General features: G+C 48.9%; 20 protein-coding genes and 4 pseudogenes. 12 read left to right on the plus strand and 12 right to left on the minus strand.

The features are described from left to right. Positions 1-56: 56 nt before the first annotated feature. From ftsA to mutT, 7 genes and pseudogenes are all read left to right on the plus strand, one after another. A complete protein-coding gene (gene ftsA / locus P3339_RS05550; protein WP_020412628.1) occupies positions 57-1,292 on the plus strand; it encodes a cell division protein FtsA in 1,236 nt (411 codons plus the stop codon). An 87-nt stretch (positions 1,293-1,379) separates the two neighbouring features. Then, positions 1,380-2,609: a cell division protein FtsZ gene (ftsZ, locus tag P3339_RS05555; RefSeq protein WP_020412629.1), complete on the plus strand. Its 1,230-nt coding sequence runs from the start codon at positions 1,380-1,382 to the stop codon at positions 2,607-2,609. 392 nt (positions 2,610-3,001) lie between these two features. Next, positions 3,002-3,913 carry a UDP-3-O-acyl-N-acetylglucosamine deacetylase gene (lpxC, locus tag P3339_RS05560; RefSeq protein ID WP_020412630.1) on the plus strand — a complete coding sequence of 304 codons (912 nt, stop codon included), beginning with the start codon at positions 3,002-3,004 and terminating at the stop codon, positions 3,911-3,913. 191 nt (positions 3,914-4,104) lie between these two features. After that, positions 4,105-5,039: pseudogene (locus P3339_RS05565) on the plus strand (M23 family metallopeptidase). Between the two features lie 163 nt (positions 5,040-5,202). Then, a pseudogene (secA, locus tag P3339_RS05570) lies at positions 5,203-7,943 on the plus strand (preprotein translocase subunit SecA). A gap of 235 nt (positions 7,944-8,178) precedes the next feature. Continuing rightward, positions 8,179-9,380: pseudogene (gene argJ, locus P3339_RS05575) on the plus strand (bifunctional glutamate N-acetyltransferase/amino-acid acetyltransferase ArgJ). A 10-nt stretch (positions 9,381-9,390) separates the two neighbouring features. Beyond that, positions 9,391-9,795 (plus strand): 8-oxo-dGTP diphosphatase MutT, encoded by a 405-nt coding sequence (gene mutT / locus P3339_RS05580; RefSeq protein ID WP_020412634.1) that lies wholly within the window; start codon positions 9,391-9,393, stop codon positions 9,793-9,795. Positions 9,796-9,837: 42 nt separating this feature from the next. Here the strand turns inward: mutT and yacG are convergent, their stop codons facing one another. The 6 genes and pseudogenes from yacG to pilB form a co-directional block, all read right to left on the minus strand. Then, positions 9,838-10,056 carry a DNA gyrase inhibitor YacG gene (gene yacG, locus P3339_RS05585; protein ID WP_282952658.1) on the minus strand — a complete coding sequence of 73 codons (219 nt, stop codon included), beginning with the start codon at positions 10,054-10,056 and terminating at the stop codon, positions 9,838-9,840. 22 nt (positions 10,057-10,078) lie between these two features. Next, positions 10,079-10,687, minus strand: coding sequence for a dephospho-CoA kinase (gene coaE / locus P3339_RS05590; RefSeq protein WP_282952659.1), 609 nt, complete (start codon positions 10,685-10,687; stop codon positions 10,079-10,081). Positions 10,688-10,799: 112 nt separating this feature from the next. Continuing rightward, entirely contained in the window at positions 10,800-11,129 is a 330-nt protein-coding gene (locus tag P3339_RS23360) for a prepilin peptidase (protein WP_353056890.1), read from the minus strand. Beyond that, positions 11,074-11,682, minus strand: coding sequence for a prepilin peptidase (locus tag P3339_RS05595; protein ID WP_353056891.1), 609 nt, complete (start codon positions 11,680-11,682; stop codon positions 11,074-11,076). Before P3339_RS05595 ends, P3339_RS23360 begins: the two co-directional genes overlap by 56 nt. An 11-nt stretch (positions 11,683-11,693) precedes the next feature. Continuing rightward, positions 11,694-12,907 (minus strand): annotated as a pseudogene (locus P3339_RS05600) (type II secretion system F family protein). 264 nt (positions 12,908-13,171) lie between these two features. Next, positions 13,172-14,884, minus strand: coding sequence for a type IV-A pilus assembly ATPase PilB (gene pilB / locus P3339_RS05605; RefSeq protein WP_020412639.1), 1,713 nt, complete (start codon positions 14,882-14,884; stop codon positions 13,172-13,174). 390 nt (positions 14,885-15,274) lie between these two features. Here pilB and P3339_RS05610 point away from each other — a divergent pair, with 390 nt between their 5' ends. After that, on the plus strand, positions 15,275-15,700 hold the full coding sequence (locus P3339_RS05610) for a pilin (RefSeq protein ID WP_282952660.1): 426 nt from the start codon (positions 15,275-15,277) through the stop codon (positions 15,698-15,700). 262 nt (positions 15,701-15,962) lie between these two features. Here P3339_RS05610 and P3339_RS05615 read toward each other — a convergent pair whose 3' ends face one another. Next, positions 15,963-16,298: a hypothetical protein gene (locus P3339_RS05615; protein WP_282952661.1), complete on the minus strand. Its 336-nt coding sequence runs from the start codon at positions 16,296-16,298 to the stop codon at positions 15,963-15,965. 30 nt (positions 16,299-16,328) lie between these two features. Between P3339_RS05615 and P3339_RS05620 the strand changes: the two genes are divergently transcribed. Further along, entirely contained in the window at positions 16,329-17,018 is a 690-nt protein-coding gene (locus P3339_RS05620; protein WP_282952662.1) for a hypothetical protein, read from the plus strand. Positions 17,019-17,397: 379 nt separating this feature from the next. Here P3339_RS05620 and P3339_RS05625 read toward each other — a convergent pair whose 3' ends face one another. The 5 genes from P3339_RS05625 to imuA form a co-directional block, all read right to left on the minus strand. Then, positions 17,398-20,520, minus strand: coding sequence for an error-prone DNA polymerase (locus tag P3339_RS05625; protein ID WP_282952663.1), 3,123 nt, complete (start codon positions 20,518-20,520; stop codon positions 17,398-17,400). 100 nt (positions 20,521-20,620) lie between these two features. Beyond that, positions 20,621-20,875 carry a hypothetical protein gene (locus P3339_RS05630; RefSeq protein WP_282952664.1) on the minus strand — a complete coding sequence of 85 codons (255 nt, stop codon included), beginning with the start codon at positions 20,873-20,875 and terminating at the stop codon, positions 20,621-20,623. After that, positions 20,872-21,207: a hypothetical protein gene (locus P3339_RS05635; RefSeq protein WP_282952665.1), complete on the minus strand. Its 336-nt coding sequence runs from the start codon at positions 21,205-21,207 to the stop codon at positions 20,872-20,874. Before P3339_RS05635 ends, P3339_RS05630 begins: the two co-directional genes overlap by 4 nt. After that, the gene (locus P3339_RS05640) at positions 21,183-22,130 is read right to left on the minus strand and encodes a Y-family DNA polymerase (protein ID WP_282952666.1); all 948 of its coding nucleotides are present in this window, start codon (positions 22,128-22,130) and stop codon (positions 21,183-21,185) included. The genes P3339_RS05635 and P3339_RS05640 overlap by 25 nt, the downstream gene beginning before the upstream one ends. Positions 22,131-22,152: 22 nt before the next feature. Continuing rightward, the gene (imuA, locus tag P3339_RS05645; protein WP_282952667.1) at positions 22,153-22,860 is read right to left on the minus strand and encodes a translesion DNA synthesis-associated protein ImuA; all 708 of its coding nucleotides are present in this window, start codon (positions 22,858-22,860) and stop codon (positions 22,153-22,155) included. 207 nt (positions 22,861-23,067) lie between these two features. Here imuA and dcd point away from each other — a divergent pair, with 207 nt between their 5' ends. Genes dcd through P3339_RS23770 form a run of 3 tightly spaced genes read left to right on the plus strand, consistent with a single transcriptional unit; the run spans position 23,068 to position 24,882 of the window. Continuing rightward, the gene (gene dcd / locus P3339_RS05650; protein WP_020412646.1) at positions 23,068-23,637 is read left to right on the plus strand and encodes a dCTP deaminase; all 570 of its coding nucleotides are present in this window, start codon (positions 23,068-23,070) and stop codon (positions 23,635-23,637) included. A 37-nt stretch (positions 23,638-23,674) separates the two neighbouring features. Beyond that, a complete protein-coding gene (locus P3339_RS23765) occupies positions 23,675-24,403 on the plus strand; it encodes a BaiN/RdsA family NAD(P)/FAD-dependent oxidoreductase (RefSeq protein ID WP_502867318.1) in 729 nt (242 codons plus the stop codon). Further along, positions 24,400-24,882, plus strand: coding sequence for an NAD(P)/FAD-dependent oxidoreductase (locus P3339_RS23770; RefSeq protein ID WP_502867319.1), 483 nt, complete (start codon positions 24,400-24,402; stop codon positions 24,880-24,882). Before P3339_RS23765 ends, P3339_RS23770 begins: the two co-directional genes overlap by 4 nt. Positions 24,883-26,225: the final 1,343 nt, after the last annotated feature.

A 26,225-nucleotide genomic window follows, 5' to 3' on the forward strand; every position in this document is an offset into this window, starting at 1 on the left:
TCCAGGTGGAATGAATAAACAGACCCTGGACGCAGCCGAGCGAGGTTGGAACAAAAATGACACAAGTATCCGATCAGCGCATGATTGTAGGACTGGATATCGGCACATCTAAAGTAGTCGCCATTGTCGGTGAGGTCTCGGCGAATGGTGAACTCAATATTGTCGGTATAGGCTCCCACCGTTCCACCGGAATGAAAAAGGGTGTAGTAGTCAATATTGAGTCAACGGTGCAGTCCATTCAACGCGCAGTAGAAGAAGCAGAGTTAATGGCTGGTTGCGAGATTCACTCAGTTTATGCCGGGATTGCCGGCAGCCATATTCGCAGTCTCAATTCCCACGGTATTGTTGCCATTAAAGACCGGGAAGTAACCCAGCAGGATCTCGATAGGGTAATTGATGCGGCTCGGGCAGTGGCTATTCCTGCTGACCAGAAAATTCTACATACACTGCCTCAGGAGTACCTGATTGATAACCAGGAAGGAGTGAAGGAGCCGCTGGGTATGTCTGGCGTGCGACTGGAAGCGAAAGTACATCTTGTCAGCGGTGCTGTTAATGCAGCTCAAAATATTGAGAAATGTATCCGTCGCTGTGGCCTTGAGGTTGAGGATGTCATTTTGGAGCAATTGGCCTCCAGTTATGCCGTACTGACTGAAGATGAAAAAGAGCTGGGAGTGTGCATGGTGGATATCGGTGGTGGCACCACTGATATTGCAGTCTTTACCGGTGGCTCGATTCGCCATACGGGTGTCATTCCCATTGCGGGAGATCAGGTCACCAATGATATTGCTATGGCCTTACGTACTCCGACACCGCATGCAGAAGATCTGAAAATTAAATATGCCTGCGCCCTGGCAAAGCTTGCGCGGGAAGGTGAGACCATCAAGGTGCCGAGCGTTGGGGATAGAGCGCCCAGGGATTTGTCTCGGCAGGCGTTGGCTGAAGTCGTGGAACCGCGTTACGACGAACTGTTTACTTTGGTTCAAGCAGAATTACGTCGCAGTGGTTTTGAGGACCTGTGCGCAGCAGGTGTAGTTTTGACTGGAGGCTCTTCAAAAATGGAGGGTGCAGTTGAGCTGGCTGAGGAAATTTTTCATATGCCGGTGAGGCTTGCAGTACCTCAGGGAATTTCTGGATTGACTGATATTGTGAGCAATCCAATTTACTCCACTGGAGTTGGATTATTGATGTATGCGATGCAGCAGGAAGAGGCTGCAGAGGGCAGAATGCAGCCTGCGCGTAACGATAATCCGTGGTGGGATAAAGTAAAGCACTGGTTTCGCGGTAATTTGTAATAGCGTGCAACCAGAATTAGCCGTCCCATAAGGGATTTTTTTAGGCGTGGCTGTAAAATTCGACATGAGCAAGAAAGGGGAACAGCGATGTTCGAGCTAGTTGATAGCGTACAGGATAAACCTGTCATCAAGGTAATAGGGGTCGGCGGCGGTGGCGGCAATGCTGTTAAGCATATGATGGCCAACGACGTGGAGGGTGTGGACTTTATCTGCGCAAACACTGACGCCCAAGCACTGAAAGATATTCAGGCGCAAACAATCCTGCAGCTTGGCAACACCATTACCCGCGGCTTGGGTGCTGGAGCCAATCCCGATATTGGCCGTCAGTCAGCACTGGAAGATCGCGATCGCATCGCTGAGGTTCTGACAGGTGCAGATATGGTATTTATCACCGCAGGTATGGGCGGTGGTACTGGTACTGGTGGTGCCCCAATTGTTGCTGAAATTGCAAAAGAATTAGGTATTCTCACCGTCGCAGTTGTTACCCGCCCCTTTAAAATTGAAGGGCGTAAGCGCACTGTAGTTGCCGAGGAAGGTATTCTTGAACTGCGCGATAAAGTCGACTCCCTGATTACCATCCCTAATGATCGCTTGCTGGAAGTATTGGGCAGCAAGATCACTATGAAGTCTGCCTACAAAGAGGCTGACAATGTTTTACTTGGTGCGGTACAGGGTATTGCTGATCTGATGATCCGCCCCGGTATTATGAACGTGGACTTTGCCGATGTGCGCACAGTTATGTCTGAGATGGGCATGGCGATGATGGGCTCCGGTTCCGCTATCGGTGAAAACCGTGCCCGAGAGGCAGCGGAAAAAGCTGTGCGCAGCCCATTACTGGATAACGTGAATCTGTCCGGTGCCCGCGGTATCCTGGTGAATATTATTACCGGCAGCGAAGAAGCCGGCTGTCAGGAGCTGACTCTGGGTGAGTACTCAGAGGTTGGTGAGATTGTTCAGGAAATCGCTTCCGACGAAGCTACTGTTGTGATCGGCACCGCGGTGGATGACAAGCTCGGAGATGAGATGCGAGTAACCGTTGTGGCAGCAGGTTTGGGGGAGGGTACCCCGGCAGTTCGCCCTGCTAAGGTGGTGGACAACGCTCGCCGCGCAGATGCGCGAGAGGTGCGTGAGCCTCGTGAGTCCCGCGATATGCGAGAGAGCCATGGCGCAGCTGGTCTGGTGTCCCGTGAAGCTACTGACCCTCGCCCCCGTGTAGAGGTTGAGCGTCCCAAGCGACCAGCACCTGCACTGAATCCTGCTGATGCGGATATGGAGTACCTGGATATTCCAGCCTTCCTCCGCCGCCAGGCAGATTAAGTGTCGGCACCACAGTGGCAGTACACCGCTCATGTCCGCCCGATTCCCGGATCGGGTGTCGCTTCTGTGGTGCGGCTCACCCTGAGTTTGCTCGGATTTTAGTGTAAGCAGTTTTTTAAATAAGGCTTCCTTGGGAATCTTTTAGACTGGCAGGTCGAAAAAAATAAGATAATTAACAATTTTTTACAGTGCTCATGGAGTTTGAGATCTTAGAATGCTGTCTTAGCGACTAGGATGTGGCGCTCCAATCTTTGCTTGGGCTATCCTTTAAGGTAGGTGGCGGATGTTGTAGTGACCACCCCCTCATAATTGGTATTGGCGTCGCAATTATGCTAATATCGGCGGCTTGCTGCGCATTAGGCGTAGACCACCGACTGGGAAAAGATAGTTTCATGATCAAACAGCGCACGCTTAAGAATGCTATTCGCGCCACTGGCGTAGGTCTGCACACTGGTAAAAAGGTTGTCCTAACCCTTAAACCAGCGCCCGTAGACACCGGCATCGTGTTCCGTAGAACCGACTTGGACCCGGTGGTTGAAATAGAGGCCCGTGCAGAGAATGTTGGGGATACCCTCCTTTCCACTACCCTGGTAAAGGGTGATGTACGTATTGCTACCGTTGAGCACCTTCTCTCGGCCATGGCTGGACTCGGCATCGATAATGCGGTTGTTGAGCTGTCTGCCCAGGAAGTGCCGATTATGGATGGTAGTGCAGGCCCGTTTGTATTTCTGATTCAGTCCGCAGGTATTCAGGAGCAGTCCGCGCCGAAGAAATTCCTGCGTATCAAGAAGCCAATTACAGTTGAGGAAGGCGACAAAGTTGCCAGCTTCCTGCCATTTGACGGCTTCAAAGTGTCCTTTACGATCGACTTTGATCACCCGGTATTCCAGGGGCGTAACCTGACGTCTTCTGTAGATTTTTCCAGCACTTCTTTTGTTAAAGAAGTGAGCCGGGCACGCACCTTTGGTTTTATGCACGAAATTGAATACCTGCGTTCCAAAGGATTGGTTCAGGGTGGATCAGTGGATAATGCTATTGTGATCGACCAGTACCGTATTCTGAATGAGGGTGGGTTACGATACGAAGACGAATTTGTGAAACACAAAATTCTCGATGCTATTGGTGATCTGTACCTGCTGGGCACCAGCCTGATTGGTGAGTTCAAGGCATTCAAATCTGGCCACTCATTGAATAATAAGTCCCTACGCCACCTGATGACCCAGAAGGATGCCTGGGAAATGGTGACCTTTGAGGGTGAGCAGGAGGCTCCTATCTCCTACATAAAGCCAATACTGGCAGTATGATCCTCTCGCGAAAAGCCGGCACGACATTGCCGGCTTTTTTACGTGCCTGATTCACAGAGAAGCTATTGGCAATTCTGGTATCCTTGGGTTAATTGAAGTCGCCAGATGATTGGCATGAGGTGTAGCGTACAGATAACGTCTCATATCAGTGGTGATCAAAATTAGAATATGTCGAACTTCTTCCGCTTACTATGAAAGTAATCCTGGTCAATGAGCGCGGTGCAACCCGCAGTTTCAATTTCGGTGGCCTGAGCAAAGCTCTACTGAGCTTGTGCCTGCTCGGCCTTCCGGTAGGTGCTTTTTTCTCGGTGCAAACCTGCCTGTGGCTAAAACAGACCTGTTTGATGCGCGCACTGCTAAAGCTTGGGAACGCGCTCTGCGCAAGCAGCAGGAAGAGATTGCGGAGGCTGATCAGGAGGCACGTGAACAGCTGGTGGCCTTAACGGTGAAGCTGGCTGAGCTGCAGGCCCGCCTTACCCGTCTGGATGCCCTCGGTGAGCGACTCACTGCGGCCGCCAATCTCGATGAAGGTGAGTTCGAGTTCAGCGCGGCGCCTGCTATAGGTGGACCTGAAGATCCGGGCATTGCTGGCGCTTCTGAACTTCCCTATCAGCCCCCTGAATTTATCGATGTTATTGGTGATCTGTCGCATCAGGTTGACGATCGCCAGATGCAGCTCAATACCCTTGAGTCCCTGATGGCCAACCTGAAGTTTGAGGACGAGCAGTTTATTGCCGGACGTCCGATCACCAAGGGTTGGATGTCTTCCCGTTATGGGTATCGTACCGACCCATTCACTGGGCGCCGTACTTGGCATAAGGGTGTTGATTTTGCTGGCAAGATGGGCTCCGATGTGGTTTCCGTCGCTGCTGGTGTGGTGACTTGGGCAGATGAGCGCCATGGCTATGGCCAGTTGGTAGAAATAAATCACGGCAATGGTTATTCAACCCGCTATGGCCATAATAGCGAGCTTAAGGTTGGCCTCGGTGATGTGGTAAAAAAAGGGCAGGTTATTGCCCAGATGGGCTCTAGCGGTCGCTCTACCGGCCCACATGTTCACTTCGAAATCTTTAAGAATAATCGCACGGTCGACCCGGCCAGCTACATCCGCCGCACAGGCAGATAACAACTATTCTTCCTTTACGCGTAATTGCCGGCAGCTTGGCATAAGAGTTGCCAGCGGTTGCGCCTTCCTGTTTACTTGCACCCCACGCATAAAGGAGTGTCGGTGCAACAATCTGCCCAGAATTGGCGCCGACAGCGCACATAAGATAAGTGGTTTCTAGATAATGATTGGCAAACTGATTAAATCGGTCTTTGGTTCAAAAAATGACCGCGAGCTGAAGCGTATGCGACGGATCGTGGAAAAGATCAATGCATTGGAAGAGGATTTCCAGAAGCTTGATGACACGGCCCTTCGCGCCAAAACAGATGAATTTAAAAAGCGCATAGCGGATGGGGAAACACTGGACCAGCTGTTACCGGAGGCTTTCGCTGCGGTGCGTGAGGCCGGCCGTCGCACCTTGAGTATGCGTCATTTTGATGTGCAGATGATTGGTGGTATGACTCTCCATGAAGGCCGTATCGCAGAGATGCGTACCGGTGAAGGTAAGACACTGGTAGCGACCCTGCCAGCTTACCTGAATGCACTGGAAGGCAAGGGTGTGCATATTGTTACGGTAAACGACTACCTGGCATCCCGGGATGCCAACTGGATGCGCCCTGTCTTCGAATTCCTGGGCATGAGCGTGGGTGTCATTGTCTCCCAGCAGCACCCGGATGATAAGAAAGCTGCATATCAGGCTGACATTACTTACGGCACCAATAATGAATTCGGATTCGATTACCTGCGTGACAATATGGTGTTGCGTAAAGAGGATCGCACCCAGCGCCCGCAAAACTTTGCGATTGTCGACGAGGTAGACTCGATCCTCATCGACGAGGCGCGTACGCCGCTGATTATCTCCGGTGCCGCGGAGGATTCCTCCCATCTTTATATGGCCATGAACAAGCTGGTTCCTCAGCTTGAGCGTGCGGAAGAGGGGGAAGGTCACTACACGGTAGACGAGAAGACTCGCCAGGTAGAGTTGACTGAACAGGGCCATTTGCTGATCGAAGAGTTACTGTCCCGCAGTGGCCTGATGAAAGAAGATCAGTCCCTCTATGCGCCCGGTAACCTGGGCTTGCTGCATCATGTTCACGCGGCTCTGCGTGCGCATGTACTGTTTAATAAAGATGTGGATTACATCGTGCAGAATGGCCAGGTGGTGCTGATTGATGAGCATACTGGCCGTACCATGCCAGGCCGTCGTTTGTCTGAAGGTTTACACCAGGCGTTGGAAGCGAAGGAAAACGTTCAGATCCAAAGTGAGAGCCAAACTCTGGCCTCTACAACTTTCCAGAATTTATTCCGCTTTTATCCAAAGCTTTCCGGTATGACCGGTACTGCCGATACCGAAGCCTTCGAATTCCAGCAGATTTACGGTCTGGATGTGGTAGTAATCCCTACCAACAAAGATATCCAGCGGGAAGACCTCAACGATTTGGTCTACCTGAGCAAAGAAGAGAAGATGGATGCGATCATTGAGGATGTGAAGTTCTGCCGTGAAAAGCAGGCGCCGATCCTTGTCGGTACAGCGTCTATCGAAACCTCTGAAGAAATGTCGCGCATGCTGCAAAAGGCCGGTATCCAGCACCAGGTCCTGAACGCAAAATACCATGAGCGCGAAGCGCAGATTATTGCCCAGGCTGGCCGCCCTGGTGCAGTTACGATTGCCACAAATATGGCCGGTCGTGGTACTGATATTGTCCTGGGGGGAACTGGGAAGCCGAAGCTGCGGAACAGGCTAAAGAGAAGGGCCGTGAGCTGGCAGAGAATGAGATTGCTGCAGTAAAAGAAAATTGGCAGAAGCGTCATGACCAGGTAATCGAAGCCGGTGGCTTACATATTATCGGTACCGAGCGCCATGAATCCCGTCGTATCGATAACCAGTTGCGCGGTCGTGCCGGGCGTCAAGGTGACCCGGGTGTAACCCGTTTCTACCTGTCTCTTGAAGATAATCTGATGCGTATTTTCGCCTCTGACCGGGTGAAAAACTTTATGCAGATGCTGGGTATGGAGCGCGGTGAGGCTATTGAGCATCGCATGGTTTCCAACGCTATCGAAAAGGCCCAGCGTCGCGTTGAAGGTCGCAACTTCGATATCCGCAAGCAGTTGCTGGAATACGATGATGTGGCCAATGACCAGCGCCAGGTCATTTACAGTCAGCGTAATGAGTTGCTGGAGGCGGACCAGATTAGTGACACCATTGGTGCGATTCGTGAAGATGTTGTCAATGAAATCATTTCTGCCTCGGTGCCCCCGCAGAGTGTTGAAGAGCAGTGGGATATTCCTGCACTGGAGAAACAGCTGGCGGGAGAGCTGGGTATCGAGTTGCCGGTACAGCAGTGGCTGGATGAAGACCGTACTCTGCATGAGGAGAGCTTGCGCGAGAAAGTGATTGCTTCAGCCCAGGAAGCCTATGCAACCAAGGTCACGCGTATCAGTGAATCCTCTGGTGATGAAAATTTGATGCCGACAGTCGAGCGTCAGATTATGTTACAGGTGCTGGACCAGCTGTGGAAAGAGCACCTCTCCAGCATGGACCACCTGAGGGCTGGCATCGGTCTGCGTGCGTATGCCAACAAGAACCCCAAGCAGGAATTCAAGCGTGAGTCCTTCCACCTGTTCCAGAGCATGCTGGAAAACCTCAAGCACGAAGTGGTGCGAATCCTCGCCCATGTAGAGCCGATGACCCGCGAGCAAATGGATGAATTGGAGCAGCAGCGCCTGGAAGAGCAGCGCAAGCAACAACTGGACTTGCAGCATGCCGCGGCTTCCGCCTTGCCCGAGAGCGAACCACAGCCACAGGCAGCGTCTGTACCTGAGCGTCGCGGGCCAAAAGTAGGCCGTAACGATCCTTGCCCCTGTGGTTCCGGTAAGAAATACAAGCAGTGCCACGGCAAGCTGGCTTCCTCTCCGCAAAGCTAACGTCTTGGACGAGTTTTAGCGCGTAGATAGAGGCATTTAGCCCGCAAAGACCCCGCCATGAGTGGGGTCTTTTTTTATCTCTTTTCAAAATATTCTGCGGCTAGATACTTTGAATCCGCATTAAGTCCTGAATTTATCTTGCCCAATCTTCGTTACGCTTTAATAATGACGCTCTTTTAATCACTACTGGCCTCCGAGAGCGCTTGCTCCCAGTTGGCGCAAAAGTCTTACTGTTATGTCTAGCCCATTACTCCCCCCAGTTAAAGGGGTCCGCCTCGCCAGTGTTCCAGCTCGAATAAAGGACTGGCAGCGTGACGATTTGCTTTTGATCGAAATCTCTAAAGAGGCCTCGGTTTCAGCCACTTTTACCCAGAACTCTTTCTGCGCAGCGCCTGTGGTTGTGGCGAAGGAACATATTTCCAAAGGAAACGTGCGCGCTTTGCTGATCAATGCGGGCAATGCCAATGCGGCCACCGGGAGTCGAGGGCTTAGTGATGCCCAGGCCTGCTGTGAGGCCGTGGCCAGGGCGATCAATATCCGTGCTGAGCAAGTGCTGCCATTCAGTACTGGTGTGATTGGTGAACATCTGCCGCTCCAGCGTTTGCTGGATGCGATTCCCCGTGCTGCCGAGCAGCTGTCAGATAGTGGATGGGACGGTGCTGCGAAGGCCATTATGACCACGGACACTCACCCAAAAACAGCGAGCCGAACCCTGGAGATTGGTGGCGAAGAGATTACTGTCGTCGGTATCGCCAAAGGCTCCGGCATGATCCAGCCAAATATGGCGACTATGTTGGCTTATGTCGCTACAGATGCGCATGTTGCACAACCTCTGCTTGATAAGATGGTTAAGGAAGCGGTGAATGCTTCTTTTAACAGGGTCAGTGTGGATGGGGATACCTCAACTAATGATGCGTGTGTGCTTATTGCTACAGGAGCGACTGGCAGCCAGATTGAAAACAGCGAAGATCGGGCTTATTCCGCGCTGATGGGGGCCATTACCCAGCTGCACATAGAGCTGGCGAAGGCGGTTGTTAAAGACGGTGAAGGTGCAACCAAGTTTGTCACTGTACAGGTTGAGGGTGCTGGGAGTAGCGCAGAGGCATTGCGTGTTGCTTTTGAAGTTGGCGAATCCCCCTGGTAAAAACCGCGCTCTATGCCTCAGATCCCAATTGGGGGCGCCTGGTGATGGCGATTGGTAATGCAATCCCGGGAAGTCTGGATACCACCAAGGTCAATATATACCTGGATCAGGTACAGGTGGTGGAAGCCGGAGGGCGCTCAGTAAATTATCTTGAAGAGCAGGGTGAACAGGTATTTTCCAAGCCTGAATTTACTATTCGAATAGAATTGGGCCGTGGCAACTGTAGTGAGCATGTCTGGACCTGTGACTTCTCCCATGAGTATGTCACCATCAACGCCGAGTACCGTACCTGAGGAAGTTGTAGTGACCAGTGTTATTCATGTTGCTGTTGGGGTTGTATCTCGTGATGATGGCAAAATCCTGATTGCCCGCCGCCCGGATCACTTGCATATGGGCGGGCGTTGGGAGTTCCCCGGTGGCAAGGTGGAGGAAGGGGAGAGTGTGCAGCAGGCGCTCTCCCGCGAGCTGCGTGAGGAAGTGGCAATCGAGATAACTGAACTGACTCCTCTGGTGGAAATTCGCCACGAATATCCAGAAAAAACAGTCTTGCTGGATACCTGGCAGGTAACGGCGTTTACCGGGGAGGCTATGGGTCGGGAAGGGCAAGAGACTGCCTGGGTAGCCGTTCAGGAGTTGGATAACTTTCAGTTTCCCGATGCCAACCAGGCGATTATTGAGGCGATTAAAACCGCTGCGCCAGTCTCTTAAAGGTCAGCAAACAAATCAGCTCGGGCCAGTTAGGCCCGAAACTTAGTTGCGGCGCTGCTTGGTCGGGTCCAGGTCGTCACTTAGAACATCATCATAAATAGATTCACCTGGAATCTTATGCTCTTCGTTGGCCCATTCGCCCAAGTCAATCAGCTTACAGCGTTCACTGCAAAAAGGCTTAAATGGAAACTTATCATTCCACTCCACAGGCTTTTTACAGGTGGGGCAGCTTAAGGTTGGGGTTTCTTTACTTTTGGACATATTAACTTGGAGTATTACTAATTCAGTTGTGTTTAGTGGTGGCCGCCATTTGTAAGTACTTTTGATGCAGTAATTCAACTTGGCCGCGCAGCTCCGCCAGGCCGGCAGAATTGTCCAGCACATCATCGGCTTTATCCAGTCGTTCCTGTCTGCCCAGTTGTGCCGCCATGATTTTGCGAATCTGCTCTTCGCGATTGTTATCCCTTGCAGTGGCCCGTTCTACCTGCAAGTTCTCTGGCAGATCCACCACACAAATCCTGTCCACCAGCTGGTACTGGCCGGATTCAATTAAAAGGGGCGATTCCAGTATCGCATACTGGCTTGGGCTTTGTTCCAGGGAGCCGAGGATCTCCTCCCGTATCAGAGGGTGTAGCAGGCCCTCCAGCCAGGCTCTCTCTTCAGTATCCTCAAAAATCAGGCTGCGCAGCTGCGCTCGGTTCAGTTCGCCATTCTCAAGTAAAATCCCAGCGCCGAAATGCTGGGCAATTTTCTCTAGTGCCGGCTTGCCGGGCTGTACGACCACCCTGGCAGCCCAGTCTGCATCTACCACATGGATGCCCAGCTCACGAAAGCACTCAGCGGCGGCAGATTTTCCACTGCCAATACCACCAGTTAAGCCTACCCGGAACAATATGTTGCCTCCTTGAACTAAAAAACTGGGGTTATAAACAAGAAACCCGGCCAATGCCGGGCCGGGTTTATGTTAAATCACTTACTCTGCTAGAGCTAACTGAGAAGAGTTTTCAGTTTGCGAGCCCCGAAAAGTTCAAATACCAACCGATGATCTGATCTCCCCATAACATGGCAATCCAGCCCGCTCCAGCCAAATAGGGGCCAAAGGCGATTGGTAGTCTATGGTCTCGCCCTTTGGCCAGGCTCCAAGCAATACCTGCAATAGCGCCTACTGCGGCAGAGAGTACTACCACCAATGGTAATATCTGCCAGCCAAACCATGCCCCGATAGCGGCGAGTATCTTGAAATCCCCAGCTCCCATACCCTCTTTGCCGGTGACCAGCTTAAAGATATGGAATACAAGCCACAGTGACAGGTAGCCAGCAATTGCACCGATCACGGCTTCTTGCAGGGGGCAAATACCCCCCACAGGTTGATGAACAGTCCCCCCAGAGTAACGGCAGGGTAAGGTTGTCTGGCAGTAGCTGTTTATCAAAGTCTATGCCGGTGAGAGCGATCAAAACCCAGGTAAACACACAGCCAGCCAGTGCCTGCCAGGTAAAGCCCAGTTGCCACACAATTACTGCGGTGAGAATCCCTGTGATCAGTTCCACCGTGGGGTAGCGTCTGGAAATCGCTGTGCCACAGGAGCCGCATTTACCACGTAGAAATAAGAAACTGATTACCGGTACATTCTGCCAGGGTTTGATTTCGGTTTTGCACTTGGGGCAATGGGAGTGGGGCAACACCAGATTGAACGGTTTATTCAGCTCCTCTTGCTCGGCTTTGTCAGGTTTTGTGTCAAAGTAGCTGTAAAAATCCCGCTTGTATTCGCGCTCCATCATTACTGGCAGGCGCAGAATAACGACATTGAGGAAACTGCCTATAAGTAGGCCCAAAATAAAAGCGCTGCTTAGGAGCAGCGCTGGGTATGAAGCTAACGTTTCGAGCATCGTATTCTTTCTTATACTACTTGACCTAACTGGAAGATAGGAAGATACATGGCAATCATCAAGCCGCCAACCAGAATACCCAAAACTGCCATGATCATTGGTTCCATAAGAGTTGTAAGGTTGTCCACCATATTGTCGACAGCCTCCTCGTAATAGTCGGCAGCCTTTCCCAGCATATCGTCCAGAGCTCCGGACTCCTCACCAATGGCTGCCATTTGTACCAGCATGGTCGGATATAGGCCAGAGGAGCGAAGTGCCGCATTGAGGGGGATACCAGTAGCTACAGAGTCTCTGATCTTAAGCGTTGCCTCCTCATAGAGGCTATTACCCGTAGCACCAGCCACAGACTTTAAGGCATCAATAAGAGGGACACCGGCAGCAAAGGTAGTAGATAGTGTGCGCGCAAAACGTGCCGAAATGGAGTTGTAGGTGATTGTTCCCAGAATGGGCAGTTTCAATATTAGGCGGTCGAAGAACTCAGCCACTTTTCTGTTGCGCTTTTTGGCTTCGATAGTTCCGCCGATGCTGATTACTACAGCGAGCAGCGCAAAAAACCAATTGGCTTGCATCCATTCGGACATGCCTACTACCAGCTGGGTAAAGGCGGGCAGATCTGCCCCAAAGCTGGAAAAAGTCTCTGCAAATTGGGGGACAACTTTAATCAATAGAATTGAGGTGACTACAATCGCTACCACCATTACCGCGATGGGGTAAGTCATCGCCTTCTTGATCTTTGCTTTTAGCGATTCCGTCTTCTCTTTGTAAGTAGCAATCCTATCCAGCATAGTTTCCAGTGCACCGGATTGCTCACCAGAGGCTACCAGGTTACAAAAAAGATCATCAAAGTAGAGTGGGTGTTTGCGCAGTGCCTCCGCAAATGCAGTGCCCGAAGCCACATCATCACGGAGTTTGAAAATAAGCTCCTTGACCCCCTGGTTATCCAGGCCATCGGCAACGATTTCAAAGCTTTGCACCAATGGAACCCCGGCCTTCATCATAGTGGCCATCTGCCGGGTGAATAGAGCGATATCTGCAGGCTTTACTTTCTTTTTGCCAGCGCCAAACAGGGGCTTTGGTTTTTTTGTACCCGGTTCGCTATAATACCTTGTTTGCGTAATTGGGCTTTTACCAGTGCGGGGCTGGTGCCATTTATTTCCCCTTGAACCTTGGCCCCTTTACTATCCACCCCTTTGTAGATGTATGCAACTGCTGTAGCGTTGGCCATATTTGCTTTTCCTGCTTTTTATCTCTTATCTCAGAAAAACCTGAAATTTCTTGTACTTCTTAACTCTATTGTTCGTGAGTGTAGAGCTTCAACTGGGCGAAGATCCGAAAAGTTGAAGTAGTGTATGTTAATTAACTCGCTCTAATGTCTCTTTCGAAAATAGATGCTAATTCTCGGGTACTGGAACTAATTTTGATCAAAATAAAATTCAGGTTCCAGAGCTGTGCTGTTTAGGACAAATAGGTTTTCACTAGTCGTAAAGGGCTAATCTTTGGTCACCCTGTTTGCCTCTTCCAGGCTGGTGACACCCATCACAACTTTGCGCAGTGCCGATATCCTCAGATTATTAAAGCCCTCTTCGCGGGCCTGGTCCGCAATCTGAATCGAATTGCCGCCCTCCATTATAATTCTGGAGATGCCATCGGTGATGCGAACCACTTCATACACGCCAACGCGTCCTTTGTAGCCCTTGGAGCAATGCTCGCAACCAACGGGCTGGAAAATCGCCCACTCACTTTTAGGAATTGTAACCGTAGCGAAACCTTCCGCCTCCAAGACCTCTGATGGCAATGTCACCGGTTTCTTGCACTCATTACACAGACGTCGTGCCAATCGCTGTGCAATAATTACACTGACAGAAGTGGCGATGTTAAAAGTGGGAACCCCCATGTTCATGAGGCGTGTCAAGGTTTCAGGAGCTGAGTTGGTATGTAGCGTGGAGAGCACCAGGTGACCGGTTTGCGCAGCCTTGATTGCAATTTCCGCGGTTTCCAAGTCCCGAATCTCCCCCACCATAACAATATCTGGATCTTGCCTTAGGAAAGATCGCAATGCCTCGGCAAAGTTAAGCCCTACCTTGGGGTGTACATTGACCTGATTGATGCCCTCCAGATTAATCTCCACTGGATCTTCCGCTGTGGATATATTGCGCTCTGCGGTATTTAAGATGTTAAGGCCAGTATAAAGGGATACGGTCTTGCCTGAACCTGTGGGGCCGGTTACTAAGATCATTCCCTGAGGTTGGGCCAGGGCGTCCATATAGATTTGCTTTTGCTCATCTTCATAGCCGAGCGCATCAATTCCCAGTTTGGCAGAAGAGGGGTCCAGAATACGCAGAACGATTTTTTCTCCCCAAAGCGTAGGCAAACTGTTAACCCGGAAATCGATCGCCTTGGTTTTGGACAGCTTCATTTTGATACGGCCATCCTGTGGAATACGCCGCTCGGAAATATCCATTTTGGACATTACTTTCAGGCGGGCTGAGAGGCGGGGTGCGAGCTGGATAGGAGGTTTGGCTACCTCGTGGAGTACGCCATCAGTACGGAACCGGACCCGGTAGGATTTTTCATAGGGTTCGAAATGGATATCTGAAGCACCCGATCGTATTGCGTCGAGCAGTACCTTGTTGACAAAACGCACAACAGGGGCCTCATCTCCGCCGGGGTCATTATCATCGGCCTCGCTTTTCTCATCTCCACCAACATCCAGAGCATCCAGCTCTTCATCGTCCATACCCTCCAGGCCGGCACCCATATCACCGCTGTCGGACAGATAGTTTTCAATGGCCTTGGCCAGTTTATCCGCCTCAACCAATACCGCGTCGGTGCTTAGGCCGGTATTGAAGTTTATCTCATCCAGGCCGGCCAGGTTGGTGGGGTCTGCCACGGCGATAAACAGGCGGTTGCCGCGTTTGTATAGTGGTAGTGCGAAGTGCTTGCTGATTAATTTCTCATCGACAACATCCTTGGGGATCAGGTCGAAGTTATAGCCACCCAGGTCAAACAAGGGGGTACCAAAGGCCTGGGAGGCGATATTGGCCAGCTCGCGGCTTTTGACCAGCTTGGCCTCCACGGCATGCTGGGCAAAGGTCTGGTTCTCCCTGCGCGCAGCTTTTATGGCAGAAGTTGCCGTCGATTCATCGAGAACCTGATCTGCGACCAGGCGTTTGGCCAGGCCGCTAAGGGAGGAAGTTGTCATTGATTACGCTGCCGCTAAAATTACCTTGGGCCAAGTATTGAGAATGGGCCAGTTTATTGCCCGCCCTGTGTAAACCCAGGCGTATAAAAAGAAGGAAGGTAAAATATAGCGAATTACCGGGCGCGAGCCAAACATCACTATGAGTATCATGCAAGGCCCTGATAAGTACATACACATACAGAAGATGACAAATTTTGTCATAACTGGGCATCTGCTGTCAGCGGTAATGCTATAGCACTACGCACTTTCTAGTGGGAAGTGATGGGTTACTCACTGACAACTCTTAATTTTCCTTACAGCTTGCCAAACTTGGCACAGTCCTTGTATCTTGTTCCGGGACTTCCTCACGGGATTCACCATTATTTAAAAGTCTGTATGGAGACGGTTACAATGAAAAAGCAACAGGGTTTTACACTGATTGAATTGATGATCGTGGTAGCGATCATTGGTATTTTGGCGGCGGTAGCACTGCCGGCTTACCAGGATTACACAGTGCGTGCACGTGTTTCTGAAGGTATTGGCTTGGCATCTGCCGCTAAAGCCACAATTGCCGAGAATATAGCTAATGCGGGCACAGGTACTTTGGATGCTTCTACCTGTAATGGGGTAAATACATTTACTACTGCAGTAGGTGATGTAGCCTCATTGGCATGTTCTAGTGGAGAAATCACTGTAACTATGGGTGCTGCAGCTAAGAGCGTTTCTTTTAAATTAAAACCGACCGTTGAAGCCACTGGTAGTGTAAATTGGGCATGTGGTAGTGTTCCTGAAGCTAACCAGAAATACGTTCCAGCAGAATGTCGCAATGCTTCTTAATATACAGTAAAGACTGACTGCTTTATTGAAAAATGGACCACTTTAGTGGTCCATTTTTATTTGAAAATCCTGCTAATAAAGAACTCTTTGCTGTTGGCTGCCTTGCACTAGCAGATAGTATTAAAAATAATAATGGCACAGCTTTATAAAATATTACCTGCTCGTGATTCAGTTTCTACCGTGCATGGAACTGATTTCTGTCGTGAGAGTAAATATGGTTGGTTTTGTATTGCCATTTGTTCATTATGGTTTTTTCTAACCATTAATCCTCTCCACCTTTTGATATTGGATCTCGGCTCGGGTTATTACAATTATAAGAGGTTTGTGCAGATAGTATTGATAGGGATTGCGACCCTATTGGTTTTTTTAGAGAATACAGGGTTGGAGTCTCCAAGACTCTCAATCTTAGAGGATTGGTTCTGCCCTGGCTGACTTCCTGCTTTTTTATATTTGGCTCCGCGGTCTTTTCTGATAATAAATACCATTCTATTTTAGAGGGTCTCCACTGGTTGATGTTGCCCTCGGTTTTTTTGTTGGCATTTATATCGCCAAGGCAGGTCTGACTCAAAGGCTTTTGGGCATTTATTTGCTCGTCCATGGAATGGTAGTCTTTAAAGGCCTACTTGATTTGGGGTTTGAAGTTTTTGTAAGTGAGTCTTTGCGTGCGGGAATGATATTTTCTTCTTTTGGTAATATCCGTTTTTTTAATCAGGTGCAGGTTTTTATTATTCCGCTTCTGCTGATATTTGCTTCAAGAACAAAGTTTTATAGTCTGGCGTATTTATTCTTATTTGCTAATTTTCTGTTGGCCTTCGCTAGCGGCGCCAGAGGGTTGCTGTTGTCGATTATTGTAACTGGGTTGCTGTCGTTTGTTTTTCTTAAGCCTTGGCGCCGTCAAATTCTATATGGTTTGATTGTATGTGCTTTTGCTTATATGGCGTACTTCCTGATTTTGGAGTGGCTGGGTAATGTGGGTCATATTTTCCGTACCAGTACCTCCGGACGCCTAGCTATTTGGTGGGAGTTGTTAAGCAAACTTTCAACTTTGAATATCTTTTTCGGTAATGGGGTGGGCGCTTACACATTCCAGACTTTGTTTATTTTTTTGGGCATCCCCATAATAGCATTCTGCAGTTTTTATATGAATGGGGGGCTATTGCTACGCTTTCGGCGGTGGCTGCCATACTTTGGGTGTGTTGGACTTCTTATCAGCAGCTTAAGGGTGATGGCGATAGTACAAAAAAAGATATTCAGGCCGCCTTACTTTATGCCTTGTGTGCGGCATCTTTTTATTCCCTTTTCAGTGGGGTTTTTGTGATGCCTGCACCTCAGGTGCTGTTCTTTTTGTTTATGGGGCTGCTCTTAGGAGGGGCTAATCTAGAAGGCCATAAAGTTCTGAGAGTAAATCAGTCGGTCAGCGTTGCTGTGCGATTCTTGTGCGCTATTTGCTTAATTGTGTTTGTAGATCTTGCAGGGAAATACCTTGTTCAGCAGGCGGGACAACAGGAGCAAGTCCGCGGCCCAAGATTTTGGGGGAATGGAGCGCCACTGATTTTGTCGGATTACTAAGATCTAACTTTAGTTAGTCTTATTTTATCGGCAGCATATAATCTTGGTGAATTATTCAGTTAGGTGTTGAGTGCTTGCCCAGAACATAATCATACAGATATGAATGCTCATGTATACAAGAGTGGGATTTAGTGAAAGTTTCTTGTTTTCTGGCTGGATTTATAGCTGAGACAGGTAAGCCTATAGCCAATCAGGTGAATGGTTTGGTAGTTTAAGTTGTCAGGGTCTTTGACCAATTGTAACTTCCCGCTTACCACTAAAATATTCCCGCGCGTAACCTCTCTTTTATACCGTACCTGTTGCTGTTTGTGGATAATTATATTGGCGCTCCCTGTCTCGTCCTCTAAGGTTAAAAAAATGATACCTGTGGCACTTCCAGGTCGTTGTCGGCAGGTAACCATACCAACGAAAGTGATATATTGTTCGTTTTTACAAAGAGTAAGGTCTTTTGCGCGAATGCAGTGTTCAAATTGCTTCTTCCGACGTAGTTGGGCAATCGGATGTTCATTTAAACTTAGCCCTGTGCTGGTATAGTCGCTATCGGTGGCATCTTTTACTATATAGTGTGTCTGGTAATTGTCCCGGTGAGTGTCTTGTACATCTCCCAGGGATAGCCAGCTATCTTGAAAACGATTTTGTGCAAAACTTTGGAAAGCATTGGCTTTTGCCAAAAAGGTAATTTGTTCATTATCCAGTTCGTAACATTGTTTAAGCTGAATTATTGAGTGCAGCCTTTGCTTTCCCCTAAGCTTGATAATAGCTTTTGCCGCGGTTTTCTTCAGGCCCTTAATCAAGCGCATCCCCAAACGAAGGGATGGGTGAATAATGTCTGGTTTATTATGAAAAAATTTCGATTGCTCTCGAGGTTCCAGGTGATGATCCCAGTAGCTGTAAAGTACATCAATAGGCAGCACCTTTACTCCATGCCTTTGCGCATCGTAAACAAGCTGTGCCGGTGCATAAAACCCCATAGGCTGGCTATTGAGCAGGCCGCAATAAAAAGCAGCTGGGTGATGAAACTTAATCCAGGCAGAAAAATAAGCCAAGAGGGCAAAGCTGGCGGAATGTGACTCGGGGAAGCCATAAGATCCGAAGCCTTTCATTTGGTTAAACAGCTGTTCGGCAAAGTCAGCCCTATAGCCATTCTCCAGCATACCTTTAACCAACTTGTCTTTAAATTTATAGAGATCTCCATTTTTTCCCCAGCTGGCCATAGCACGGCGTAATTCATCTGCCTCACCCCCGCTGAAGCCTGCAGCAACCATGGAGAGCTGGATAACCTGTTCCTGGAAGATCGGTACGCCGAGGGTACGCTCTAATACTGGTCGTAAGCTTTCATGGGGGTAGCTGACGGCTTCCAGACCCTGCTTACGTTTCAGGTAGGGGTGTACCATGCCACCCTGGATTGGTCCTGGGCGAACTATGGCGATTTCAATGGTGAGTTCATAGAAGCTGCAGGGTTGTAGCCTGGGTAACATACTCATTTGCGCGCGGGATTCTATTTGAAAAACCCCGACGGTATCTGCGCGGCATATCATTTCGTACACTTGCGGATCTTCAGCCGGGATATCCTGCAAACGTAGTTTGGGGCCATAGAGTGAAATATAGCTCAGGGATTTGCGCAGGGCGGTCAGCATACCCAACGCGAGCACATCTACCTTCATCAATTTTAAGTCTTCAATATCCTCTTTATCCCACTGCACCAGGGTGCGGTCTTCCATTGCAGCATTTTCAATAGGAACCAGCTGATAAAGTGGCTGCTCGGTAATAACGAAGCCTCCTACGTGTTGGGAAAGGTGTCTCGGGAATCCATATATCTGCTGCAATAGCAGAGGTAGGTTTTTACCAGTGGTGCTGTTTGGGTCTATGCCGACCTTTTGCATCTGTTTTGGGAATTCATCGAGTGAGTCCCACCAGGCACGCTCCGCAATAAGTTGTTCTATGGTGGCTGAACCTATACCAAGCGCTTTACCAATATCCCTAAGGGCACTTTTAAAACGGTAAGTAATCTTACTGGCGGCAAGACCGGCCCTGTCTCGACCGTATTTTTGGTAAATATACTGGATGACTTCCTCGCGTCTTTCGTGCTCGAAGTCTACATCGATATCTGGTGGCTCATTGCGCTCACGAGAGATAAAACGTTCAAACAAAAGGCCGATTTTATGTGGGTCAATTTCAGTAATAAAAAGGCAGTAGCAAACAACTGAATTAGCGGCAGATCCTCGCCCCTGATAGAGGATATTCTTATCTCTTGCGAACTGGACAATATCGTAAATTGTGAGGAAGTAGTGCTCATACTCCAGTTCGGCGATCATGGATAGCTCTTTTTCGATCAATATATCAATACGTTCTTCCGGTCCTTTAGGCCAGCGAAATTTTCGGCCCAGCTTTACCAGTTCCCGTAAATAGCAGGCTGGAGATTTATCTTTTGGGATAACTTCAGAGGGGTATTGGTAGCGGAGTTCACTGAGACAGAAGCTGCACTGCTCTACGATAGCTATAGTTCTATAGATAGCCTCTTCAGGGTAAAGTCTTTCAATATCTTCAAGACTGCGTAAGTAGCGCTCAGCATTCTGTTGGAGTTGGTATCCAAGTTCATTCAGGGTGCAGTTGTGAAAATTGGCATTGAGTACATCCTGTAAGGGCTTTCTGCTGCGACAGTGCATCAAAATGGCATTGGTGGCGACAAGGGGAATGTTCTCTTGCTTTGATAGCTGGGCAAGATCCTGTGCCAGTTTATTACTATCTGCATTTAAAAGGTTGCTGTAAGCAATATATAGCCGGCCATCAAAGTGTTGCTTGATAGGCTCGGGTATGCTGACTTTTTCAGGTTCTGGCAACCAGATTGCAATAGTCTCGCTGCAGATTTTAAGTAAGTCTTCCTGAAAAGTTTTATACTGGCCTTTCTCTGCTCTTAATCGAGAAGTGGAGATAAGTTGGCAGAGTTCACTATAGGCACTTTTGTTTGGGGCAAGTAGAACGGCCTTTCCGCCATCTTGAAGGCGAAAATAACTTCCACAAATAAGTTTGAAGGGCGTTTCCCGTTTTTTTCTGTCTTTTGAATTCTCTTGGGAAAGATTGATGTTTTTAAGTTCCTTATAAGCGCGAACTATACCGGAGAGGGAACACTCATCAGTTATTGCTAGTGCTGAATAACCTAGATTGTAAGCCTCCTGTATCAATTCCCAGGGATGTGATGCACCCTGCAAAAAAGAAAAGTTGCTTTGGCAAAAGAGTTCTGCGTACCTCATGCTGATGCTCTTTGATATTTAAACTTGAAGAATGTTCAGCTTCTTTTTTAAAAAGTTAAGTTTCTTTTCTGAAGATTTGTTAGATATGAATTGTCAATAATTAAGAGAATATGCCGTGTAAAAACCACTCTTCAGTTGTCAGATCCTGGAATATCCAACAAAGACTGCCGTCCTGGTCTTTAGCTATATAGTAGTCTCGTCCATGGCGGCCATGTTGCCACCAGTAGCCATCAATTCGCTCAGGGCCCTGTAGCAGCTGTAATTCACTATGATGAAATAGTTTTTGATTGCGGCTGAGTAATTTGGTAGGGCGGGGAAGCAACCAGGAGGGGCGCGGTGCTTTTATTGGTGTCAATTGGTGAGTTTTTTCTTTGAGCTGGTTTTTATTAGCAAGCTATCGGCGCTCTGCCAGGCCTGCTCGGGAAGGTAGCTCTCTTTCAGGGCAATACCGGAGATCGCTTGGTGTCCAAGACGGGCCTTGAGTTTGTCCAAAAGTTGAGAGCTGCGCTCGCCTTGGTTGCCTGCATCAAAGAAGTCCTCTCCGAACTCTTCTTCCACTAACGGCTGTAGTTGCTTGCTACTCAAGCGCAGTGTTTGTACCGGGCACTCCAGGGATACTCTTTCAAACTGCAGCTTGGTAAGCGCTATTAAGCGCTGTGGATCTAGCAGTGGGTGTGAGACTTCCACGATGAGTTCCTTGTTTTTTCCTGCCCATAATCCAGCTGCCAGTGTAATTGCTGGGTATAAAGCTGGCGGCGTTGTAGCTGCTGGCATAGCTCTCTAATCAGGCGGCCGGCGGGGAAGAGCAGCTGTTCACTGTTATCCAGTGGATCGGGAAAAAATAATTCGCTATCGAACCGGGCGGGAGGGTTAAAGTTGGGTACGGGGTCCTGACGGCTACCATTTAAACGTGCCAAATAATCTACAAAAGGACGACCAAAACGGGAGCCCACTTCGGATAGGGGAATGGCAAGCAATTGGCTTACTCGCTTAATACCACAGGCATATAGTTTGGTAATGGTTTTATTGTCGCAGTCGAGTAGCTTGCTCGGGGAAAAACTAATCCATAGTTTCCACTGTTGTGGGCTGGGGGCTACACGAGTTTCTGCCAGCCACTGGCGATGTTCTCTCAGTTGGCTTAGCATCCGTGCGGCACTGGGGCTGTGTCCGAGTCCCATAACACTGCTAATCCCCATTTGGCCCAGCTCATTCTGTAACTGATCCAGAAAGGCCCTGAGGCCACCATTCGCTTTCAGGCATCCGCTGAGCTCAAGATTCAAGCAGGCTGGGTCACTGCTTCCGTTTTCTACAGTGTTGGCAGCCTTGGGGGAGACGACTGGGGTAAAGCTGTAGCCCCACTGGGCCAGCCGTTCGAGTTGCAGTTGCTCTCTCTGTATATCCCGCTCTAACAGTTGAAGGTCTGCGCTCAGTGCGCAGGCGGTAGCGATACTGAGGCCTGGCTCAATACCGAGATCAGTGGCTGTTTTACTGCACTGAACAACAAGTTGCTTCTCGACCACGGCGAGAACGCCTGGCTGTGTATCTCGACCCTGGGCGCGGATGAGGGCTTCAAGAGGAAGCTTGGGAAATTGGATGCAAAGCCAAAGCATGAGCTGGACCTCGGGGCGATGGTCAATGTATTGGCCTGTCACGGCGAATCAAATTGGCGCCTCGGGCCAAGTGCAAAGACTGGCCGCCAGTGCCTCCCCGTTGCTTTAATAAATTCACAGCCAGTTGTTCCCCATCACTGCCTAGCTGCAGGCGCAGGCTGGCGGGAGAGGGGTTCTGGGATTCAGATATAGGGCGGAAATGAAAGTGCAGGCACTCCCCATTGCGAGCTGCCAGTTGCAGACGCCGCAGTTCCTTATCCTCTAAAGTATGATTCCCTTGCCAGCTCAATAAGGCACCACAGCTTCCGGATTGTAGAGATTGCTCCACCGCCCAGAGAGTATCCTTATGTCCCCGGGGGTGTATAAGCAATAAATTTCCCAGTTGAATGCCACTTTGAGCCAGTGCTGGAGCGTAGGGAATAAAAGGCGGACTGACCAGTATTACCATTTGTCCTGCTTGAGTCAGCTGGGCCAGAGTTGGCAGTAATAAGGTCATTTCGCCAATACCGGTTTGATTGAGCAGAAGTTCAGTAGTGGCATTGCGAGGCCAACCGTGGCCTCTGAGAACGGCATCCAGGCTTCTGAAACCAGTGGGGATACCGCTGAGAGGGCGCCGCTGCTCATTGGCTGCCTGCCAAATATCCGTTCTCGCCAGTATCTGCTCTAGATTTCGGCGCTCAGACTGATGCTTTAACTGCTTGTTTTGAAGGAAGTTTTCTGCGCTATTCACGGATTCCGCCGCTCCATTCAGGCCCTCCTACCGGCCTGAAGCTGGCAAAGAGCTGTATGCTTGTACAGTATTGCTGTTAATTTATACAGTAAATGATTGAGGGCAACAAGAGAGGGAGGGGTTGATCGGCACTTTTTTGCACAGCCTAAACCGGCTATGATTCCGCTTCTTTTGTTGAGTACTGATTATTCTTTTTAGGGGGACGGAGTGAGTATCAAGTCCGATAAGTGGATTCGCCGGATGGCTGAGCAGCACGGCATGATTGAGCCTTTTGAGCCGGGCCAGGTACGCCATGGCAATGATGGCGACAGACTCATCTCCTACGGCACTTCTAGTTATGGTTATGATGTGCGCTGTGCCCGTGAATTTAAGATCTTCACCAATGTGCACTCTGCTACCGTGGATCCCAAGACATTCGATGAGAACAGCTTTGTCGATGTCGAGGGCGAGTACTGTATTATTCCACCGAATTCCTTTGCCCTGGCACGTACGGTGGAGTATTTCCGTATTCCCCGCTCGGTGCTGACTATTTGCTTGGGTAAATCCACTTACGCGCGCTGTGGGATTATCGTCAATGTCACTCCGTTGGAACCCGAGTGGGAAGGGCACGTGACCCTTGAGTTCTCAAATACTACTAATCTGCCGGCGAAGATCTATGCCAACGAAGGCGTGGCACAGATGCTGTTTTTCGAATCTGATGAGGTCTGTGATGTGTCTTATGCAGATCGAGGTGGTAAATACCAGGGGCAGCGTGGTGTAACCCTGCCCCGGACCTGATCGCCAAGGGCGATTGAGCTGCATAAGCTATCTTTCCATGTCTGAAGTATCCAATAGCCAGTTGCCTGAGTGCGTCGATGTATTGATTATCGGTGCCGGGGCAGCGGGATTAATGTGTGCTGCCACAGCTGGGCAGCGTGGTCGCAGTGTGCTGGTACTGGACCATGCGAATAAGGTCGGTAAAAAAATTCTGATGTCCGGTGGTGGTCGCTGTAATTTCACCAACCTCTATACCAGCGCTGAAAATTTCTACAGTCGTAATCCCCACTTTTGTAAATCCGCCTTGGCGCGTTATAGCCAGTGGGAATTTATTGCACTGGTTGAAAAATATGGGATTCCCTATCACGAGAAAACTCTCGGCCAGCTATTCTGCGATAACAAGTCCAAGGATATCGTCGACCTGCTGCTAGCTGAGTGTCGTGCAGCCAAAGCACAGATTCGCACCCGTTGTTCTGTATCCACGATAAAGGCACAAGCCGCGGGCTATCAGGTGAAAACCAGTTTGGGCACCGTTACCTGTGAATCCTTAGTTGTGGCTACAGGTGGTCTTTCGATTCCCACTATGGGGGCTACAGGGTTTGGCTATGAGATTGCCAGGCAGTTTGGCCTGGACTTGGTTCCCACTCGTCCAGCGTTGGTACCTTTTACCCAACACAAACGCCAGCTGGAACGGCAAAGCACTCTGCCGGGTAGTGCTCTTGAAGTCTCTGCTTCCTGTGGCGAGGGCAGTTTCCTAGAGCAAATGCTATTTACTCACCGGGGGTGAGCGGCCCAGCAGTTTTACAGGCTTCCAGTCACTGGAGTGAAGGCAAGGAAGTTGTAATTAATCTTGCCCCTAACCATAGTCTGCCTGACTGGCTACAGCAGCGTCGCCAACAGAATCCGGAAAGCCATTTACATAGCGTATTGGCCGAGATCTGGAGTAAAAAGCTGGTGCAGTATTTCCTGCAACGAGAAAACCTCTCCAGCCGCCCCTTGAAGCAATTTGGGGACGGTGAACTTCGCGATATGGGTAGCAAGCTGCAAATCTGGAAGCTGGTACCCGCGGGCACCGAGGGGTATCGCACTGCTGAAGTTACCTTGGGTGGGGTGAATACTGAACAGATTTCTTCGCGCACAATGGAATGTAAAACCCAGGCGGGGCTCTTCTTTATTGGGGAAGTGCTTGATGTGACCGGATGGTTGGGAGGTTTTAACTTCCAATGGGCTTGGGCTTCAGGTCATGCTGCAGGGGAGGTTGTCTAATGGCGTCTGGGAACAGTAAAGAGTATACACTCCTAGCACTATAATCTTTGAATAAGTGACTGAAATTATTTAGAGGCTGTAACCTGCTGGTTTATAAAAGCTTTTATTGAATTGATGCCGCCATCACCTATTCAAATTTACAAGTCTCTTGAAGCTTGTCGAATAGATTTCAAAGTATAGCTTCCACGCCCAATGACGTAGTGGTTCAGCTCTGTGTCCTCTGGGCTTCAACAGTCTCTAGGACCGTGTGACGGCTGTTAAGTGAGCTATATCTATCTGACTATGAACTATTTGTGGCAGCTCTCAGGGAAATGAAAACAGCGATCGGCGTAAAGTTTGGAAAAGCCCGACTACCCGATGAGCTCACCCGGACGACTAAAGGTTCCCAGCTCCCTTCCTTTTCAGTGAAATAAATACTGTCTTTTTTTGTAGGCATCACTGTTACACGCTGTGAAGTTGGTCGATTAAAATTCGGCATAAGACCAAAATTATTGCCAGGTCAGGCATAAGTTGGCAGCTATTTTTACTTATACGAGCCATTGCACTTCATGAAATTTATTTTTACCAATCACAGTTTTCTATTATTTTTAAACTCTTATGAGAGATCTCTGCACTAGCCAATTGTCACGGATGGTAAATAAAAGCTCGACGTTGTTTGGTAGGTCGGGATAAAAATTGATTTTTATCAATTCATATCTCTGGTTGGTAAAACAATATGCGTTGTAATGTTCGATGAATAAATTACTTCAAGAGCGCTTTAAAAGTATTGCTATCGATATTTTTTGGTCAAATTAAAAATAAGTGACACCATCGTTTTAAGTAGGTAAAGCTTAAAGCAACCTCTAATGATCTATGAAAAATAAAACTCCAACTAAAAATTGGCCGCGTGAAAATTTTAGAAATATGATTCCTGTAAGGGCTTTGTAAACTTAAGTTTAATTTTTTGTAAAAAATAACAAGCATTTAATACTTTAATGCGATGTTGATTGGTTATACCAAATTTGAAATTTAAAATTATATGAGAAAAAATGTGACATGGTCATCTATTTTGGCCGTGAAAGTTTTATTTTTGCATTGGCGGCTTTTATTTTTTTTTCACCTCTGTAATCTATGTTTTTAAGTTGACTGCTATATTTGCTTGAAAAAATTCTGATGTCCAAAGACGTAAAATTGTAGGTGTAAAGAGTTTCCATCACCTTGCAGATGATCGGTTAATAAATTCAATTAAATAAAGCATGAGTGCCGAGAGTTGAGATTTTAACTGTAGAGGGGATGCTATACGTGTTGTTCATCTGAGGGTGCACAGTGAAGGGGATGGCCGAAAGATCAAGAAATTATTTGCC

The sequence above is a fragment of the Microbulbifer sp. MLAF003 genome, assembly GCF_030012965.1.
Classification (GTDB): domain Bacteria; phylum Pseudomonadota; class Gammaproteobacteria; order Pseudomonadales; family Cellvibrionaceae; genus Microbulbifer; species Microbulbifer variabilis.